The 18,658-nt window shown below is 41.5% G+C and carries 15 protein-coding genes and 1 pseudogene; 5 read left to right on the top strand and 11 right to left on the bottom strand.

What is annotated here, in order from left to right:
* The coding region (locus tag RG963_RS13545; RefSeq protein WP_310576813.1) for a DUF2971 domain-containing protein at positions 1-876 on the bottom strand (876 nt) is incomplete at its 3' end.
* A 107-nt stretch (positions 877-983) separates the two neighbouring features.
* Here RG963_RS13545 and RG963_RS13540 point away from each other — a divergent pair.
* Positions 984-1,204 (top strand): annotated as a pseudogene (locus RG963_RS13540) (IS5/IS1182 family transposase); the annotation flags it as partial.
* A 214-nt stretch (positions 1,205-1,418) separates the two neighbouring features.
* Here RG963_RS13540 and RG963_RS13535 read toward each other — a convergent pair.
* The 5 genes from RG963_RS13535 to RG963_RS13515 form a co-directional block, all read right to left on the bottom strand.
* Positions 1,419-2,156 carry a M48 family metallopeptidase gene (locus RG963_RS13535; protein WP_310576812.1) on the bottom strand — a complete coding sequence of 246 codons (738 nt, stop codon included), beginning with the start codon at positions 2,154-2,156 and terminating at the stop codon, positions 1,419-1,421.
* Positions 2,157-2,393: 237 nt separating this feature from the next.
* Positions 2,394-3,170 carry an ABC transporter permease gene (locus RG963_RS13530; protein WP_310576811.1) on the bottom strand — a complete coding sequence of 259 codons (777 nt, stop codon included), beginning with the start codon at positions 3,168-3,170 and terminating at the stop codon, positions 2,394-2,396.
* A complete protein-coding gene (locus RG963_RS13525) occupies positions 3,148-4,104 on the bottom strand; it encodes an ATP-binding cassette domain-containing protein (protein ID WP_310576810.1) in 957 nt (318 codons plus the stop codon). The genes RG963_RS13530 and RG963_RS13525 overlap by 23 nt, the downstream gene beginning before the upstream one ends.
* A gap of 350 nt (positions 4,105-4,454) precedes the next feature.
* Positions 4,455-4,736, bottom strand: coding sequence for a type II toxin-antitoxin system RelE family toxin (locus tag RG963_RS13520; protein ID WP_310576809.1), 282 nt, complete (start codon positions 4,734-4,736; stop codon positions 4,455-4,457).
* Positions 4,733-4,921, bottom strand: coding sequence for a hypothetical protein (locus RG963_RS13515; protein WP_310576808.1), 189 nt, complete (start codon positions 4,919-4,921; stop codon positions 4,733-4,735). Before RG963_RS13515 ends, RG963_RS13520 begins: the two co-directional genes overlap by 4 nt.
* Positions 4,922-5,237: 316 nt before the next feature.
* On the opposite strand from RG963_RS13515, the gene RG963_RS13510 reads away from it, so the two are divergent.
* The 3 genes from RG963_RS13510 (at position 5,238) to RG963_RS13500 (ending at position 10,240) form a co-directional block, all read left to right on the top strand.
* Positions 5,238-7,160 (top strand): hydantoinase/oxoprolinase family protein, encoded by a 1,923-nt coding sequence (locus RG963_RS13510; protein ID WP_310576807.1) that lies wholly within the window; start codon positions 5,238-5,240, stop codon positions 7,158-7,160.
* A gap of 298 nt (positions 7,161-7,458) precedes the next feature.
* Positions 7,459-9,417: a hydantoinase/oxoprolinase family protein gene (locus tag RG963_RS13505; RefSeq protein ID WP_310576806.1), complete on the top strand. Its 1,959-nt coding sequence runs from the start codon at positions 7,459-7,461 to the stop codon at positions 9,415-9,417.
* A gap of 277 nt (positions 9,418-9,694) precedes the next feature.
* Positions 9,695-10,240 carry a pyruvoyl-dependent arginine decarboxylase gene (locus RG963_RS13500; protein WP_310576805.1) on the top strand — a complete coding sequence of 182 codons (546 nt, stop codon included), beginning with the start codon at positions 9,695-9,697 and terminating at the stop codon, positions 10,238-10,240.
* A gap of 760 nt (positions 10,241-11,000) precedes the next feature.
* On the opposite strand, the gene RG963_RS13495 is transcribed toward RG963_RS13500, so the two are convergent.
* Both RG963_RS13495 and RG963_RS13490 read right to left on the bottom strand, forming a co-directional pair.
* Positions 11,001-11,378: a DUF2227 family putative metal-binding protein gene (locus RG963_RS13495; RefSeq protein ID WP_310576804.1), complete on the bottom strand. Its 378-nt coding sequence runs from the start codon at positions 11,376-11,378 to the stop codon at positions 11,001-11,003.
* Between the two features lie 423 nt (positions 11,379-11,801).
* A complete protein-coding gene (locus RG963_RS13490; RefSeq protein WP_310576803.1) occupies positions 11,802-12,689 on the bottom strand; it encodes a DMT family transporter in 888 nt (295 codons plus the stop codon).
* 245 nt (positions 12,690-12,934) lie between these two features.
* Here RG963_RS13490 and RG963_RS13485 point away from each other — a divergent pair, with 245 nt between their 5' ends.
* Entirely contained in the window at positions 12,935-13,570 is a 636-nt protein-coding gene (locus RG963_RS13485; RefSeq protein WP_310576802.1) for a hypothetical protein, read from the top strand.
* Between the two features lie 290 nt (positions 13,571-13,860).
* On the opposite strand, the gene RG963_RS13480 is transcribed toward RG963_RS13485, so the two are convergent.
* The 3 genes from RG963_RS13480 to RG963_RS13470 form a co-directional block, all read right to left on the bottom strand.
* A complete protein-coding gene (locus RG963_RS13480; RefSeq protein ID WP_310576801.1) occupies positions 13,861-14,589 on the bottom strand; it encodes a M48 family metallopeptidase in 729 nt (242 codons plus the stop codon).
* Positions 14,590-14,683: 94 nt separating this feature from the next.
* Positions 14,684-17,854 carry a type I restriction endonuclease subunit R gene (locus tag RG963_RS13475; protein WP_310576800.1) on the bottom strand — a complete coding sequence of 1,057 codons (3,171 nt, stop codon included), beginning with the start codon at positions 17,852-17,854 and terminating at the stop codon, positions 14,684-14,686.
* A 16-nt stretch (positions 17,855-17,870) separates the two neighbouring features.
* Positions 17,871-18,658, bottom strand: a 788-nt coding sequence (locus tag RG963_RS13470; RefSeq protein ID WP_310576799.1) for a restriction endonuclease subunit S, incomplete at its 5' end; no start/stop codon positions are given.

Genomic DNA, 18,658 nt, shown 5'->3' with positions numbered 1-18,658 from the left:
AAGCAATCTTATGTATTTATCAAAATCTACAATCTCTTTAAAATCTATCTCGTATTTCCCCCGAATCTCATAAGTTCTATACAATTTTACATTTATCCCTTTATAGTATTCATCAACAAGCTCTTTTATATGTCGTGCAGCATCGGGTTCTATTTTTAAGCCAAAAATAATGCCGGCTAGAGCATCCTTCTGAAAGTTGATTGTCTCTTTTCCTTCACGATCGTATATAGTTGCTAGTAAACGGCGCTCCTTTTCATATTCCCATTTTTTAGATTTAGTTCTCATAAATTCCATTAAACGTATAATCTCTTCCTTATCACTCATGTCCATTAGGTTAACTTTTTTTGGTTTATTCTCAGTATAATTCACCTCAAAGAATGGGAGGTAATGAGGTGAATTCAATGGCAATACACAATGGTCGCCATAATCGACTGACTTGAAAATTAAACAGATACCTGTATGCTCTTGTGCATAGCGACTCCACATCAGAATATCATTCCTCAATTCACTAAAGCAACAAGGTCTTAACTTATTTCCTATATCTAGTATGCCATTTACATCCTTATAGAGTGCAAGGTTATTCTTTTTTGTATTATCAAGCAGAATCCCATCATTTTTCTGTTTCATGATTCCTTCTTTTAAATATTCCCTGATTGTGTTATGGGCTTCTACAGGGTGAATACCACGTTGGGTGAAGAATGTAATCCACTCATTGAGTGTACCTTTATGGTAACAATCTAGCTTGCAGTCGAATGGATCATTGAAATTATCAGGGTAATTAAAATATAGTTCATTATTTATTAACAAACTATCAGTGTATTTATTAATTGGTCGATACTTATAGAAAACATTATTACCGTACTTTATTTCAGTCATACTGATTTATAAGATATGTCTCTTTATAAATACTTTGAAATTGTAATTTAAAAAAGAATTTATTATAAGAGAATACCATATTTGCACATGTTAGAGGATATTCGAAAAAAATAACTCAAAAAATAAGCAAATGGAAAGAGTTCAGATCTGTAAGATCAATTATAGAAGACATATTCAAATTGGCGAAGAAAGCATACTCTTGGAGGATTTGCACAGATATACGAGGAGTTCTGTCCAAAAGTACTATTCTTTAGCTGTACTTTTAGTGGGGATAACGCTAAATTACGGTATTAGAGAAAGAAAGGAATTACAAGCCTTCGCTGAATAAAGAAATAAAGAGGTGACTAAAAACTAAAAGATGTAGAGATAAAGGATAAAATTAAAAAAGATCGAAAAATAAAAGATGCTGTGTATAAAGAATGGATATCTGCAAAAGGAAGAGATTCGAGAATCTGTCAAGACTCTTAATCTGTTTTGAAAGGTACCTGTTCAGACATCCTTAACTATGATTCTGCAAATTTTTAAATCCGTAAATTAATGCTTCAAAGCATATATTTCCAGCCTTCTTTTTTCAGGCTTTTTCTGTATTCTTCATAATCAGGCATCATTTGTTTAACCAGTTTCCAGAACCTTGCAGAATGGTTTTTCTCTATCACATGGCAGAGTTCATGCACTACCACGTACTCAAGCTGTTCGGGCGGGGCCATTACAAGCTGAAAGTTAATCCTGAGAACATTGTCTGCAGAGCAACTTCCCCATCTCCTTTTCTGATGCTTTACCTTAAAAGTCGGAGGAGCTATCCCGAGTTTTTTTGAATAAACCTTTAGAACCTTCTCGACTTCTTCTTCGGCACGCTTGCTATAGAAATTCCAGACAGCTTTTTTTATCAGGAGAGGAAGTGTGTCTTCAGAATCTTTTTTTGGGACTACGAAATTCAGTTCAGAATCTTTAACAGATACGATGGGTTCTTTAACATCATCGAAGGCTATGATTTTCAGAGGATATTCCCTGCCGAGATAAAGATAGATTTCACCTTCACAATACTGCTTTTTGTGATCAGGAAGCCTGTTTACCTCGAACCACTCAAGCTTTTTTTGTATCCATTCGGCCTTCTCACTAACCATCTTTCTTATAGTTTCAGAACTAATGCCATGCGGAGCCCGGAACTCAACTTTCAGGTCTGGGCTGATTACAATTGAGGCTTTATTCCGTTTCTTACTGTATACTATTTCGTAGTTTATTGTCCTGCCACAGGCTTTGATGCTGTCTTTTTTATTCATCCGGGCTTCCTCAGCTTTTAATAAGTTTCCAATCATTCATTTAATTACTTTTCTTTAATTTTTGGCTTTATCTTTAATACTAATGTGCCATTAACACTCTCATTTTTAAAAAAAAATATATAGAGGAGTTTTTTAGCGAAATAACGTAGCTTTTAGCAATAGGAAACTCAGCAGAAACTTCGATCAATTCCTTCTTTAATATCGGTTGATGCCAGATACTTTTTTGCCACTCCCCATTCACTCGTTAAACTTCTTGTAAAGGTAATTTGCCGTGATCTGGAAAATAAGTATGAAGATCACCAGCACCATAATATCCAGCAATGGTGAAAAAAGCGATTTACCGGTATACGCATACTCGATCATATCATTCCCGTAAGTAAGGGGGGATATCAGTGCGATCTCCCGGCCGATCTTGGGCATAGTAGATATCGGGATAAAAACACCGGAAATAAAAATAAGCGGCAGCCTGACCGTGTTGAGCAGGGACATAACCTCACCCACATTTTCGGTGGGATATGCAGCGAACAGTGTCCCAAGCGTCGCAAAACAGAACGCGGTAAGTAACATGGAAATAACAAGGATCGGTACATTTACAATAGGCGTACCGAACACAATGACGCCCACGGCAAGTGGTAGACATGCAATGCCAAGACTATAGAGAAAACCGCTCAGGCTTTCACCCGATACCAGTGAATGTAAGGAGATCGGTGCCGAGAGCAGGCGTTCAAAGGTCTTTACCCGCCGTTCGATAGGTATCGAGACCGGCTCTATAGATGAAGCCGAAAACAGGAGAGTGATCGAGATTAGCCCCGGGATGAGGGTACCGGGCGGGACGTTCTTCCCAAGGGCAAAGGCCAGGAACATAAAGAGCGGGAAGAAGATTCCGGATACGATGATATTGGGCTTGAGGTAGTAGATCCGCATGTCCTTTCTGGCGATCGCCCATGCAGCAGACATCTCGCGAGAAAGACGTTTTGTCCACCTTTCATGATCAATCGATTGCATGGACTCCATCACCTGCCCTCTGCAGACCTGTCAGCCGTATGAATACATCCTCGAGGCTCGGGCCAAGAGTTGTGACACTGATCACTTTAAGGTTGTGCACATGGGCATAAGCCATCAAGGCATCGATAACTTCAGATGGATCTTCAGTATAGAGCTTAAACTTGTCACCTTCTTTTTGTGCGTTATTCACCATGGGAAGGCGGCGTAGTTCATCCAGCTGATCTGCAGAATTGTGGTCAAACGAGACCTCGATCGACTGCACACTCTGGATAGTCTTTTTCAAGGATTCAGGTGCATCGATTGCAACGATATTTCCTTTATTGATGATCGCTACCCGGTCACACATAATATTTGCCTCCTCAATATTGTGCGTCGTTAAAAAAACCGTGACACCCTCGCGGACGAGATCCGTGACCACATCCCGGATAATGAGATTGCTCTGTACATCGAGCCCTGAGGTGGGTTCGTCCAGGAACAGAAGGCGCGGGCTGTTGACCAGTCCCATCGCGAGCGTCAGACGCCGTTTCATTCCCTTTGAAAAACCGTGAGCTTTGTCGTTGCGCCTGTCGTATAACTCGAACTTCTTGAGAAGCTCGTTTGCCTTTTTTTCTCGCTCTTTCCGTCCCACATGATAAAGTTCAGCGGAAAACATCATATTTTGCCATGCAGTCAGGTCATCGTACACGTTTGAGTTCTCGGACACAATACCCATGGACTGCCGTGCAGCAATAGTATCGTGCTCAATATCATGGCCAAAAATAGTTGCCTTTCCAGATGTAGGTCTCGAGATTCCGGTCAAAATACGAATGGTAGTGGTCTTGCCAGCACCATTGGGACCCAAAAAACCAAATGTTTCTCCCTCCTCAACTGAGAAATTAATATCATTGAGTGCGGTAAGAGAGCCGAATTTTTTGATTAGATGAGATACCTCAATTGCTTGCATGTATCCTGATAGTACATTAATACTTAAATCATTCGTGATAATTGAGTGTGACTATAACGGCCTTAGTACTGAAATATTATGATGTAACGGTTCAGAGGTTCATCGCAGGAAAAGAATCGATCCGGATTTTCCAGGAATGTTTTCATGATTGGATACTCAATTGCTCATTCAAGATGAGATTAAAAGAAACAAATCTTGAGTTCCTGCATTGGTTCGTGATAAATATCAATCTGAAAGATAAAACAACGGTTAGATGCTAAAAATTCGACACAAATAGAAAACAGGCAGTGTTGAGAGCTATGTCAGCATATCAGGAAACACTGACCGGATTTCAGCCATAAGCAGTGTACTCAGGCATAAGCTGTATACATATCATACGCCCTCGTGTAGTGCTCAAAAACTAGCAGAGTAAGGATATTTGCGGTACTGTCAAAAGTATAGACCAGCACAAAAGGCCCTATATGAATCCTCCATTTTCCCTGGAACTCGGCTTCAAGGGGAAAGCCCATTTCCGGTCTGTAAGCAAGGAGGAAAAGGCGCTGCTTCACGTAATCATACTCTGGTCTGTCAAACAGGCACAGTTGTTGAAGATTTTTGCGGACTGAAGGGTGAAGGGCTACTCTGTATGTCATTGCTCCACCTTTTTGAGAAGTTCATCAATCTCCAAAGCAGGCAGGTGGTGATTTAAAATATCCTGCCCCGCTTTTCGAATCTTAGAGGAGAAGGACGGCTGAAAAGCAGTCTCGGGTGGATACTTGACTTCATTGAATTTTTTTTCAAGCTCTTTAAGCTGGTTGAATATTTCCGCAAATTTCATGCCCATCAACTCAATCGGTTTGTAAAGGCTTTTAATAGGTTTATTTTGAGTTTTAGGTACTTTTTCAGAACCTATGCTTAAAGGAGACTTTTAATGTAATGATTTATATAAATTTTGGGCTTTAAATATACAATTTGGGACTGAAAAGTGAATTTATGAATTACTTTTACAAGCTTCAAGATCTTTTTTTCAGTCGGGTACTATACCAATCTCCCGCCAATTATTATATAATTTAAACCTATATATCTCCCGCAATTTTACTCTCATGAGCTATCTCATGAACCCCAATTCTAAAAAATGAACAGGAGGCATTTAGATGCAGTACAGCATGGGCATTGATGCAGGAGGCACCTACACAGATTCGATCATCATTCGGGACTCCGATGGCAAAGTGATGGATTCGAATAAGGCGCTTACCACTTATCCTGACCTTCTTGCAGGAATAAAAAACTCCATAGACGGGCTTGATGAAAAATATTTAAAAGACGTAAAAATGGTTTCCGTTTCAACGACTCTTGCTACAAATACAATTCTTGAAAAAAATGGCTATCCTGTGGGGCTTATCCTCGTAGGGGATTACGAAATCCCGGAGAATATGCATGTCGAATTCCATACTGTAATAAAAGGAGGACATGACCATCACGGAGCTGAACTGGTTTCTCTTGATATGGAAGCTCTGGAAGCTTTTGTACATCGGGTAAAGGATAAAGTTTCGGCTTTTGCGGTTTCTTCATACTTCAGTATCCGAAACCCTGTTCATGAACTGGCAATTAAAACCCGCATCCAGGAGCTAACAGGACTGCCTGTAGTTTGCGGGCATGAACTCTCCCTTGACCTTGGAGCTTACGAGAGAGGGATTACAGCCTACCTGAATGCTCAGCTTATCCCCATTGCAAACCAGTTTATCCGTTCAATAAAGGAAGAAATTTCCGGGCGGGGAATGAATGCCAGGCTCCTTATGCTCAAATGCGACGGTTCAGTCGTTGGCATTAACGAAGCCCTGGAAAAGCCGATAGAATCCATCTTTTCGGGTCCTGCAGCAAGCCTTGTAGGAGCATCGTACCTGTCCGGGCTTGAGACCTGTGCAGTCATTGATGTAGGCGGGACAAGTACGGATGTTTCCATGCTCGAAAACGGGCTACCCGAGCTCTGTGCGGATGGGGCTATAGTCGGAGGCTGGCAGACAAAGGTGAAAGCTATCCGGATGGAAACATCAGCAATGGGAGGAGACAGTCATATCTGGGTCAGGAACCTGAAAATAAATATTGGCCCCAGACGGGTTATTCCTCTCTGTGTTGCAGCTGTCAAATATCCGGGCTTTCTCGAAGCTCTGAGAAAAGGGAGAATCCCGGGAGCCATGCACCTTGAAGAAAATATGCAACCCACAAAGTTCTTCATAAAGACAGGAGTTGAAGCTTCAGGCCTCGGAAAACTTGAGAAAGAACTCTTTGACAGGATAGAGGATTTCCCGACGTCTCTAAACGATATCTTCTGGGAGACCCAGAAAACGCTCTCTCCGGGTCTTCTTGATTCGCTTATAAGAAAACGCCTTATCCAGGCAATCGGTTTTACCCCGACCGACGCCCTGCATGTGCTTGGGGAATACACAGCCTGGGATAAAGAAGCCTCTAAAGTGGGAGCAAAACTCCTGGAACGCTATACGCAGATAGACCATATCAAACTCTGCAAACAGATCAAAAATGACGTTGCGAGGAATATGGCCTTAGACCTGGTATCTTTCATCTTAAAAGACGTTCCTTCCCGGGAAATCGAAAAAATCCTCCTCTCCGACAGGTTCATGCAGTTCAGGATGAAAATACCTGTGGTGCTGATAGGAGGCCCTGTAGTCTCATACATCGAAGAATTGAAGCAGATTCTTGATGCCGATATCATAGTCCCTGAATATTCGAAAGTAGGAAATGCTGTAGGAGCGGTCATGGGTAAGGGCATAAAAAGGATTGAAATCCTTATCAAAAGCACCTACTCAAAGGACAGGAAAAGGCTTGTTCTTCTGTTCTCGCCCCAGGGCAGGGAAACCTTCGGAAACTATCCTGAAGCTCTGGAATATGCAGAGGTTCTCGGACAAAAACTTGTCATGGAATATATGACCGAAGCCGGGCTCGACAAAGGGCAGGTCCAGGTCGAGGTTAGTAGAAAAGATATTTCTCTCAGTGAAGCAGGGACTATACCTGTTGAGACAAAGCTAGTTTTTGTCGGGGTCGGGATGCCTAAAACCTGAGACAGTTCTTTGAGTATTCAGGACAATTCTTTAAGACAATTCCCTAAAAATTTATTTTATCCACATCTCGCTTCCGAACTCGAAATCCGGTTCTGAAAAACGGATATTCAGCAGGGCAGGCCGAATTGACTTACGGCCTGTTCTCTCAGGGGCGGCGGCACATCAAAGATGACGTGGATGGCGCAGGGATGGCGTAAGGATAGCAGAATTATACTGCAAATTACACCACAAATATATTAGAAAGCATTACAAATGGCACAATCAAGGTAATTCAAGATAACAGAAGGAGATCTTAAAAATGGCATACGGTCTGGGCATTGACGCCGGTGGGACATATACGGATTCGGTTTTAATCCGGAACTCGGATGGAAAAGTTGTATGTTCTAACAAGGCACTTACAACGTATCCTGAACCTCTTGAAGGAATAAAGAAGTCAATTGACGGACTCGATGGGGAAAAGTTGAAACTCGTGACTACCGTGTCGGTTTCGACTACTCTTGCTACAAATACTCTCCTCGAAAAAACAGGGCATCCTGTAGGGCTGATCCTTATTGGGGATTATGATATCCCAGCAGATTCAGGGATTGAAAACTACATAAGGATACAGGGGGGACACGACAGCAATGGGGACGAAACCGCATCTCTGGACCTTTTCGCAGTAGAAAAATTCGTGCTTGAAATAAAGGACAGAGTCTCGGCTTTTGCAGTATCCTCCTATTTCAGCGTACGAAATCCGGAGCATGAACTGCGGGTAAAAGCCCTGATCCACGAACTTACAGGATTGCCTGCCGTCTGCGGGCACGAACTTGCACAGTCTCTCGGAGCCTACGAAAGGGGAGTTACAGCCTATCTGAATGCCCAGCTCCTACCTGTAGCAGAGAGCTTCCTGAAGACGGTAGTAAGTGAGATCGGGAGAAGAGGGTTCAACCCGAAAATTGCCATGCTCCGCTGTGACGGATCTGTAGTGAGCATGCACGAAGCCATGAAAAGACCCATAGAATCGGTATTTTCAGGTCCTGCTGCAAGCCTTCTCGGGGCCTCTTACCTGTCCGGGCTTGAGACCTGCGCAGTCATTGATGTGGGAGGAACGAGTACTGATGTCTCGATGATCTATAAGGGACTTCCTTACCTCAGTGAAACAGGAGCAGTTGTAGGCGGCTGGCAAACCAAAGTCAGGGCGTTGCGCATGGAGACCTCAGCTATGGGCGGGGACAGCCATATCTGGGTGCAGGGCAGCAATATAAACATAGGTCCAATGCGGGTTATCCCGCTCTGCAGGGCAGCAGTCCTGTATCCCGATTTCATGAGTACCCTGAAAAAACGCTGGATTCCGGACAGGCTCAAACTGAACGAGCATATCCAGGCAACAAAATTCTTTGTCCGGACACAGCAAAAACCTGTCAATTTGAGCCGGGAAGAAGAAGAACTCCTTTCCCATATAAAAAATGAACCGCTTTCCCTCAAAGACGTCTACTGGGACAGGAATATTCTCCCTTCGAAGAAAGTAATGGATTCTCTAATCCGGAAGCGGCTTATTCAGGCAATCGGTTTTACCCCTACAGATGCCCTCCATGTGCTTGGAGAATATACGGAATGGAATTCCGAAGCCTCGGAAATCGGGGCTGGCCTGCTTGCAAACTTCATGGGGACTGGCAGGCACGAGTTCTGTATAAACGTAAAGCGGCTCTTTGCCAGGAATATGGCAAAAGACCTCCTTGCGTTTCTGATGGAAGGCGTGGATAGGGCCGAAATCGGAAAAATACTTGATGGAGATTTTTTCTCCCGTTTTAAGGTGGATATTCCTGTTGTCCTCCTTGGAGGCCCGGTCAAAGCGTATGTAAATGAACTCAATGAGCTGATTGATGCCAAAATTATTGTTCCTGAATATTCCGATGTAGGAAATGCAGCTGGAGCTCTTGCAGGAAAGGGGACAAAAAGGGTTGAAATAACGGTGCGTACGCTTTACAGTGAGTCAAAATACGATCTAAGGACAAAAGGGATCTTTGTATACACTCCTGCAGGAAGGCGGCATTTTGTTATCAGGAGCGAAGCAATGGAATTTGCTGAAGGTTTTGGGAGGAAACTGGTTCTTGATTACATGACAGAGTCAGGGTTCTCCCCTGGTCAGGTTACGGTTAATGTAGAAAAAAAAGATATAATGACTCATGCAGGCGAAAATCCCCTTGAAACCAGGTTTATTTTCGAAGGAATTGCAAATTCCAATGTCTACGAAAAAATATGTAAAAAGGCAGAATAAGAACGATAAAAGCTGTAAAGAGCTGACTGAACAACATGGTCTCCAACATAGTCTCCGTATTGCGGATCTTCCCTAGAGCATTCTGTTTCTGGAAACTTTGAATGAAGAGGATAAAGTTCATAACTTTGCTGTACATTTGAGACATAAAAGTAGGGGACTATCAGCCCAGCAATTTATATCCCAACTGTAGAAAACTTTTAAATCGTTTATGTGTATATTGGTTGCTTATACAATGGAAATCGCACAGCAGACGCATAAATACACTTAAGGAGTTAACATGATCCCAAGAAAAGCATTTTTGACAAAAGGTACCGGGGTCCATAAGGACAGATTAGCATCCTTTGAACTTGCACTGAGGGCTGCAAGAATAGAGAAGTACAACCTTGTAAGCGTTTCAAGCATTCTGCCTCCCAATTGCAAACTAGTACCTAAAGAAGAAGGTCTTCAGGAGCTGAGACCTGGTGCCATTGTCCATTGTGTCCTCGCAAGAAACGATACCAATGAGCCACACCGTTTGATGGCTTCAGCAATAGGAACTGCTGTTCCTGTAAATGAAGAGAATTACGGCTATATTTCTGAACACCATTCTTTTGGAGAAGAAGAAATAATTGCAGGAGAATACGCTGAAGACCTGGCAGCAACTATGCTTGCAACAACTCTGGGCATAGAGTTTGATGCTGAGATGGCCTGGCATGAAAGAGAGCAGGTGTATAAGGCAAGCGGGCATATCTTCGATACTTTCCATATTTGCCAGACAGCAAAAGGCGATAAGGACGGAAAATGGACCACTGTTGTAGCTGCAATGGTTTTCATTACTAAATAAAATAAAATAAAATAAAATAAAATAAAATAAAATAAAATAAAATAAAATAAAATAAAATAAAATAAAAAATTGCAAAAATTTAAAGAAAGATTACTTAAAAGCCGGATTAAAGAAATAAGATAACTGTTAACGAAAATAAATTAAAGAAAATAAATTAAATAAGCTATTTTTTAATTGAGTTAAGGGGAAGAGATTATAGCTTCCCCGGTCTCAGCGGCATATAAGGCTGAGAGCTAGGAAAGGTTCGAAGAGGGAACTCCGGGATTTATTTTCTTCCGAAACCAGGATTTTTCCTATTGTTTTCAAAAACCTGTTTTAGTTTTCTGAAGCATCACCTTCCCTTGCCTCCCTTTTTTCGGTTTTCCTGCCTTTTCTGGACCTGATTTTTGCCCTGAACCTCAGAAAACGAAAATCCTGGCTCTTTCTCAATGGATAATATGATTTTTAATTTAAGATCGCGTTGATTTCTATGAGGATATACACAAAACAACGAAGAGCCCTATTAAGTTTGATTGATTATACTAATTAAGTTAGTGTTTTATTACAAAAAACGTATAGTATCGACACAGGAGGCCTGGAAAAAAAAATGAAAAGTGTCCAAAATAAACAAACACACAATAGAACTGTGAATTCTATAAAACAAACAGAAGCTTGATGTCCATTCATCCATTATAAAATATATGCTTCTATCAAACGTGGGTTTTAAAACAATAAATCTATTGGTAGAAAACAAACTGTTAATTCTTTTGAATTAAGAAAATTATCCTTGATATATTCTGCGAGTTTTATCTCCTACCATATCAGTCAAAATATGAATTAAAGAGGAAGCAACTATTCCAATTACCCAGATTTCTAAATCCAGTTCCTTAGCAACAAAAAATATAGAAATCCAAAGATATGGATTATGTAATACTCCTCTATGTTTAAAAGATTTCCAGATAAACTTTAGACATCCCCACCTCTTACGACATCTACTATTTGTATCTAAGTCAGGATTTACATAGTAAGTACCTATCCAGAATTCCGTAGAAATCATAAACATATATAAACTAGATATATCACTTTTAAATACTAAACAGGGGACTCCTAAGCAAAGAATTCCCAAACCAATTTTCTCGTGAGTTTCGGCGTTAGGCATTTCTATCAAGGATGGTTTCGATTAAGATTGAAAGTTTCGCTCCCTGTATTCCAGACTCGACATCAAAATGTATCCTCTTCAAATTGTATGGGAAAAGGTATGTTTCCCATATTTGCTGAAAATTTAAAAATTTAACCAAGTCTGGAAAACGTCCTTATGAGACATATTCAACTTCATAACTGTGTGATCGTTATTATATAATTTTCTGGTTGGAAAATGATCCCTTGAATTTGAAGAGGATGCCTATTTCTTTACTATTAGAGTTGACGGTTTATTGGTTTATTATTACATTTTCCTTGTTTTCTTTACACCAACTCTTCATAACTTCAAGCTATTTACTTTACGCGGTTTTCACCTCAATTTCTCCCTAATTTCGGTGAGATCCGGCTTTTCGGGTTTTCTTTCCTTGAAGGGAGGTTTGCTTCAGGTTTTGCTCTCATCTTCCAGGCTCACAAGAAGGGAACTTGAAAGAATTAGAATGCAGCCGATCAGAGTTTCAGCAGAAACAGGGTCTTTTAAGAGGACATACGCAAAAAAAATCGCACTTACCGGCTCAAGGAGGGAAATTATGCTTGCATTATGAGCTTTAACATGCATGAGCCCTGTAAAGTAAAGAATTGAACCCACAGAGGTGATCATTAAGCCGAGAAACAGGAGAACAGGCATATTTTCAATCAGAGAGGCTGCAGATGCCTGCTTTATAAAGGGGAGTAAAAGCACAACCGTCACGCCAGTTGAAATAAAAAGCTGTTCAAGGCCCGAATATTCATCCCTGAGGTAGCGGGATGTTATTATAATGCAGGCGTAAAAAAAGCCTGCAAAAAGCCCCATCAACACTCCAAATAGATATCTAGGCTCAAATCCTGCCTGGCTTAAAAGAAAGTTTTCCGGCCCGATTACAATTACCACACCCACAAGAGAAATGATAAGGGCAACAAGGCTCTTTCCACCGGGTTTTTCTTTCAGAAAGATGGGGGCAATAAGCAAAACGTAAAGCGGAGCGGTATAAAGCAGAAGTACCGATATAGAGATATTCGTAAAGCTCACAGCTGTATAATAAGAGAGCATTACGCCTGCATGCCAGGCCCCAAGAAGCATCAAGGCTTTTCTCTTTCCCCTGAGCCTGATTCCAGAGAGTTTTCCTGTCGCTGTAAGATAAACTGCAAGGGCAAGAAAACCTAACAGCTGCTGGTAAAAAACCACAGGTCCCGGAGCCATATTTTTTATATATAAGAAAAAAATTCCTGCAAACCCGTAAATAATGGATGCAGCAACTACCTGGAGATTTGCTTTTATGTACTGTGACTCCATGACCTCTGCAAATAAGGGGTTCTGTTAAATAAGACTTTCTTGAGTTTACTTGTAATTTGCTGGTCCACAGGTCTTAAAGCAGGAAGCCTTTTTTTCGGATGCCGGGACAAATCCTTGTAGAAAGAGTCTTTTTGTAACAAATCCCAGTGAGTAGTGCTGCAGCATTTACGAGGAGCCCACTTGAGTGCCACGGCGAACATTATTTATATATTAACCAGATGTATGCTCCAGATTGAGGTGCACCCATGGAAACCAAAACCGTTAAAATCAGTGCCGAGCTGTACGAAGCGCTTGACTTTTGCAGAGATAGAGATAGTGATACTGGGTGGGAGTCAAAGGGCACGATAATTACAAAACTATTGGCGCGATACGATGATACCTGTCAACTTATACATGAAAACAGTGACTACTGGTTCGTCATTAACGACAGGAAGCGGAGGTTTCCCGAGCTCTCGCATACTACGGAAAATGTGAGGATCACTCAAGATCTTCATGACAGACTCAATGAAGCGAAAATCCACCCTGATGAGACAATAAACACCGTCTTGCAACGTTTGTTGTTTTCGTACTATGTCAACAAATTGGTATATCGTATTAATATAAAAACCATCAACAACAAGGACAGCCAGGACTTAATATTTTTCATGCGCAACTTACTGCTGACAGAACCAAAATTTAACAACGCCTTGTTTGTCGAAGTTGTAAGCGTAGAAAATTACCCTGAAATAAAAAACAAATACGATAAAAATACGTTACCACTGTCTATATTATACGATTTTGAAGAACTTGAGGTGTGGCGCATGGAGGGAAAACACGATTTAGATGAGGTGCGAAGAAAATTAGAGGCGTTTATCGATTCATCAGAAGGGTTTATTGATTAACGTGCTTTCGGAGCTTGCAGAAAGTCAATGGGATATATTCGCACCAGTGCTCTCGTCACGTCAAGTAATTTTCCTGTGATCTCCCACGGTCATTGAACTTTAATGGCTCTGGAAAATGAATTGGTAAAGCAACGTTGATAATACAAAATAGTTGAGGCGGGTTTTCGATTCGATTTTCTTAAAACAGACGGCTTCCAGCCGCGCCTGGGCGCGGGACAAAAACAGCAGGAAGAAGCTATTCAACTTGCCTCGGAATAATATCTCCAGATTTCCTGTGGACAACTGAAACTTCAGATTTTCAGTAAATCTCCATTTATACGTAGCCACTCTTTTCTTCCTTCATAATCAGGCAGGATTTTCTGTACCTCATTCCAGAAAGCTCTGGAATGGTCTTTATGTTTTGTGTGGCAGAGCTCATGGACGACTACGTAGTCAATTACAGACATTTTAGCCATAACGACTCGCCAGTTGAACCTTAACTGGTTTGTTTTTGAACAGTTTCCCCACTTGTTTTTAAGGGATTGTACCTTTATCAGAGAAGGTTTCGCTTCAAAGTATACCAGATATTTCCTGGCTCTCTGATTGAGGATTTTTTCCGCTTTTTCGTGGTAGAAATCGATGAATAAAGGCTGTATGATGCGGGGATAATCAAATTCAGGAAGGTTTGCAGGTACGTGAGCTATGAATTTGCTATGGGTAAAGGCCAGGGACGAGACGATTTGTTCATTTACCTGTATTACTTTTAGCCTGTAGTGTTTTCCTTTGTAGAGGAATTTTTCTCCGCTTACGAATTCTTTCCGGGTTTCGTTTCTTATGACCTCGTTCATTTTGTCAAGGTTGGTTATGATCCAGCTGGCTTTTCGCTGAAGATTTACAGCAACATCTTCTTTGCTTATGCCAGCCGGGGCTTTGACTGTAAACCCGGAATCCAGATCAATTACAAGTTCGATAGTTTTTTGCCGGGAAGAATAGACTAAATGGTAATCAACGAGAGTTTTTCCTATTCTTATCTGTTCCATTCTTCATTCCATTTTTTATTAGATTCTCGATTCAATTTGCGATCCCATTCGCCATCTATTCTCAGCCCATTCTCTATCACATAATATTTCCTATTTACAACAGGTTTCTGGCAAGGTTGAGAATATTATGGCTTTCCCTTTCAGCTGTTTCAATGTCAAAATCAATTTTATATAATTCTCTTTTGATCTTTTTAAGCATTATTTTTTGCTGTTCGGGTTTTTGCCTCCAGTCAATTACCGCAAGCCCGTTTAAGGCTAAAAAAAGTGAAAGGGAAGTACATGATAGCTTTTTCTCATCTTCCGATGTAAGATGTATTGCAGCTTTTTCGGCTCCTGCTTGAAACCGGATATAAGCAGCCCTGACCATCTGGAAGACTGCAAATTCTTCCCTGCTCATACCGTGTTTTCTTGCAACAACATCGACATCAAGCTCATCCCTTATTATGTCCAGTTCGGTCAGAAAGGTTGTGGAGGAGATTATTCCCTGTTCGTGCTCTGCAATCAGTTTCTCAAGTTTCTCGCGGAGGGAAGTGTAGTAAACCGGATTTGTGTTGAGAAGGTTGCTGATAGTGGTCTTTACTTTGTGCTGGATTAGACTTGCTTTTGCTTTTGGCGAAGTCTTTTTGTTGAGGATGTCATCGAACTCGGAGGAGTAAATGGAAACAGGCTCATGGAAGACTTTGATGCCGTTTGATTCAAGATATTCGTGGATCAGCGCTTTAGCTTTGGGAACAGCTTCAAGCACGCTTGGAGTCGGGGTGCCGTAATTGTTCCGCATTGCGTTGTAGATCCCGCCGTAGAGGTAAATGTCCTGCCTGAAACGATTTGCTTCAGGATTGGGAATGATGTTATTTACAAGAACGAGAAATTCCTTAAAAGCCCTTTCAAACCTTATCCGCGTATCCTCGGCCTTCAGGATATCAAGCACGCACCTGTCTGCGTATTCGACGGAATCATAGGTTGTGGGAACGTCTTTGAAGAACCTTCTTACTTTGTTTGCCGCCTGTTCGGCTTTAGGGACGTCATCCATCAGGTGTTCGAGGTAGCCTGCAATATCTCCTTCGTTGAAGATATCAAGGGCTTCTTTGAGCTGCTTTGAAATCCCACAGTAATCGATAATCAGGCCGTGGGTTTTGTTTTCGGCGTAAGGGCGGTTTACCCTTGCAACTGCCTGCATGAGATTGTGTTCCCGAAGCGGTTTATCAAGGTACATGACCTGCTCGATTGGCGCGTCAAAACCTGTAAGGAGCATGTCGCAGACGATGAGGAAAGCCAGGTTGTTTTCTTCATCAAACGGTTTTTTGAACCTGTCAATTATCTGTCTCTGCTGGGCTTTTGTCTTGTAGTATTTCCGGATCTCAGCTTTAGGATCATCTTTCGGGCTTGAAGAAATGATGATTTCCGATTCAGGAGCTCCTAGTTCGTCCAGAATCCGTTTGTAGGTTACGGCTGCATCCCTTGAGGAGGTTACGATCTGCGCCTTGAAACCTTCAGGCCTGACAGCGGTTGTGTAGTGTTCGAGGATATCTTTGCAGATGTCCCTTATTCTGTCCTCATCTTCGGCAATTGTCCTGTACTTTCCGGACTTTTCCTTGATTATTTCCCGCTCAAGGTCAGTACAATCTTCAAATTCGGAGTCAAAAGCCACATCTAGCTCGCTTCCGAGAATATGGACTTCAGGAAGCCGGGCCTGATATTTTATCTGGACTGTTGCCCCGTCGGCTATGGACTGCTTTGGCAGGTATCTGTCAATATAATCCCCGAACTCCCTGCGCGTGGACTTATCGTTTTTATCAATCGGAGTGCCTGTAAAGCCGATGAATAAGGCATTCGGGATTGCTGTCCGCATATTCAAAGCCCAGCCCAGGCTGCTGTTTACCTTGTCAGCCTCTTTTCCGTACTCTGCCTTTCCATATCCCACTTTTCTGTATCCCGCTTTCCCGTATTGACTCCGGTGGGCTTCGTCGGCGAAGACAATTATATTTTCCGAGCGGGACAGCTCAGGGTAGGTCTCGCCGTTTTTTGAGGTAAATTTCTGAATCGTGGTAAAGAGGGTCTTTCCAGTGGGATTTCTCAGCTCTTCTTTTAGATGTTCGACGCTTTCCACAGGTACGGGATTCGGGAAGTTGCAATTCTTAAATGTGCCTGAGATCTGGTCGTCCAGATTATTCCTGTCCGTTACAATCAGAATACAGGGATTTTCAAGAGAGGTTCCGGAGACTTTTTCAATTCTGCGGATTTTCAGAGCTGTATAGGTCATGGTAAGCGATTTTCCGCTCCCCTGCGTATGCCAGATAACCCCTCCCTTGCCCTCGGCCATCCGTTCAAGAATTTTGTTGCTTGCAATGTACTGGTTGTACCTGCACAGCTTTTTATGCACATTGTTGTTTTCATTTTCAAAAACAATGTAACTCCTGAGAATATCCAGGAAATTTTCCTTTGAAAAAAGCGAGTACAGCAGAAGATCCTGTGCAGGCAGCATGTGGCCCTCCTGCCCATCCTTCCCAAATCTCTCAGCCAGTTCTCTTTCATTCAAAGGATACGGCTTTTTCCACTCAAGGAAGTATTTTGCAGGCGCAAAAGTGGAAGCATAAGTTGCCCTGTACCGCGCAAGTGCAACAAGGATCTGGTTCGGGTAAAAAAACGGTTCGTTCTTCTCCCTGTACCCGAAAAGCTGGGAAATAGCTTCTTCAATCGGATTTTGCAAATTCGGGCTTTTGCATTCAAGTACAGCCAGCGGAATCCCATTTACAAAAACAACAAGGTCAGGAATAATCGTAAAATCGTTATTTTTAATATAAAACTGGTTGACAACCGTAAAATCATTATTTTCAGGCTCATCAAAATCAATAAACTTAACAGTCTGCGACTTTTTCCCAAACCCCAGGTCCTGCTTGAAGCTTGTATAATTGACCAGCTTATAATACAGCAGCTCATTAGCTTCAACAAGCGACGCCGCCTGTACAACAGTTATCTCCCTGACCGCCTTATTCAGCCCTACCTCATCAAGCCAGGGATTTATTTCCTGAATTTTCCGTTTCAGGATATCCAGCAAAAAGAACTGCTGCGGCTCTTTTTTCAGCTTTTTCCCGTCAAGATAGTTGTACCCCAGCTTTTCAAATACATCAAGAGCCGGTTTTTCCACAAGGTTGTATTCATCTAACTGAAGCTGGGATTCGTCTGCCATTATACACACACTCTGACTTTTCCTGCCCGAATTGCGCTTCGGGAGCACGCGTCCTTCTCGCTGCGCTCGAGAAGACAAAAATTTAAATTTTCCATTATACGCGCACTCTGACCTTTCCTGTAAGAAGATCCTGCATAAGTCCTTTTTTAAGTTCTTGAAGAGATAATAAATTTTCTTTTTCGGAATCGATATATTTGTCAACAGATTCTAGCACTCGACCTATTTGTTTTTGCTCTTGAATGTTCTTCGGATAATAGAGTTTAATAAATTTCATATTTTTTGAAGAGATTCCTGTTACTGTTGTACCCGTCGCCCAATCTAAAAATTGCTTTTGCATGATTTTATTTTTCAACAGATACATAAAAAATAGAGGGCTGAAGTCATTTTCACATTGAAACACGACCACTCTCTGTGCAAAACAAAATTTGTATTCTGGAACTTGTGCGACACTTCCAAGAGGTGCTTCAGTAGTAAAAAGAATGTCATCTGTATTTGGAATGCCTCTTGTCATATATTTTTCATATATTTCTTCAGAGACGTATCTTCTTTTATTAAAAACAATTCGTGCGTCTTTGATATTATCAGCACCAATGTAAGGAATACCATTTTCAGAAAATGGAGGTGTTCTTCCTCTATAATCTATTATTTTAAATACTTTAGTCAATCCTTTAATTTCCCATTCTTCAGGTATCTCTCCAAGTTCTGTTTTCTTGAATTTCGTATGCCCTATGCCTTTTGTAAGCAGTTTCTGCATCAGACATTTTTTTAAAAGTTCAGTTTTCTCAATGATCTGCTCTGTCTGTTCGATTTGTTCATCGACTTTCGAGAGGATGGAGGCGATTTTTTGTTGTTCTGGAAAAGGAGGAATCACGATTTTTGTAC

It is taken from the genome of Methanosarcina baikalica, from assembly GCF_031461075.1.
In the GTDB taxonomy this organism is placed as follows: Archaea; Halobacteriota; Methanosarcinia; order Methanosarcinales; family Methanosarcinaceae; genus Methanosarcina; species Methanosarcina baikalica.
The sequence above is the reverse complement of the archived record's forward strand: the minus strand, read 5'-3'. Positions and strand labels throughout refer to the sequence as shown.

Bases quoted from the DNA above. Each gene is read 5' to 3' on its own strand.
- RG963_RS13495 (WP_310576804.1), bottom strand. From the start codon at position 11,378: ATGCCTAACGCCGAAACTCACGAGAAAATTGGTTTGGGAATTCTTTGC.
- RG963_RS13505 (WP_310576806.1), top strand. From the start codon at position 7,459: ATGGCATACGGTCTGGGCATTGACGCCGGTGGGACATATACGGATTCG.
- RG963_RS13515 (WP_310576808.1), bottom strand. From the start codon at position 4,921: ATGAAATTTGCGGAAATATTCAACCAGCTTAAAGAGCTTGAAAAAAAA.
- RG963_RS13485 (WP_310576802.1), top strand. From the start codon at position 12,935: ATGGAAACCAAAACCGTTAAAATCAGTGCCGAGCTGTACGAAGCGCTT.
- RG963_RS13535 (WP_310576812.1), bottom strand. From the start codon at position 2,156: ATGAATAAAAAAGACAGCATCAAAGCCTGTGGCAGGACAATAAACTAC.
- RG963_RS13525 (WP_310576810.1), bottom strand. From the start codon at position 4,104: ATGCAAGCAATTGAGGTATCTCATCTAATCAAAAAATTCGGCTCTCTT.
- RG963_RS13520 (WP_310576809.1), bottom strand. From the start codon at position 4,736: ATGACATACAGAGTAGCCCTTCACCCTTCAGTCCGCAAAAATCTTCAA.
- RG963_RS13510 (WP_310576807.1), top strand. From the start codon at position 5,238: ATGCAGTACAGCATGGGCATTGATGCAGGAGGCACCTACACAGATTCG.
- RG963_RS13490 (WP_310576803.1), bottom strand. From the start codon at position 12,689: ATGGAGTCACAGTACATAAAAGCAAATCTCCAGGTAGTTGCTGCATCC.
- RG963_RS13530 (WP_310576811.1), bottom strand. From the start codon at position 3,170: ATGGAGTCCATGCAATCGATTGATCATGAAAGGTGGACAAAACGTCTT.
- RG963_RS13480 (WP_310576801.1), bottom strand. From the start codon at position 14,589: ATGGAACAGATAAGAATAGGAAAAACTCTCGTTGATTACCATTTAGTC.
- RG963_RS13500 (WP_310576805.1), top strand. From the start codon at position 9,695: ATGATCCCAAGAAAAGCATTTTTGACAAAAGGTACCGGGGTCCATAAG.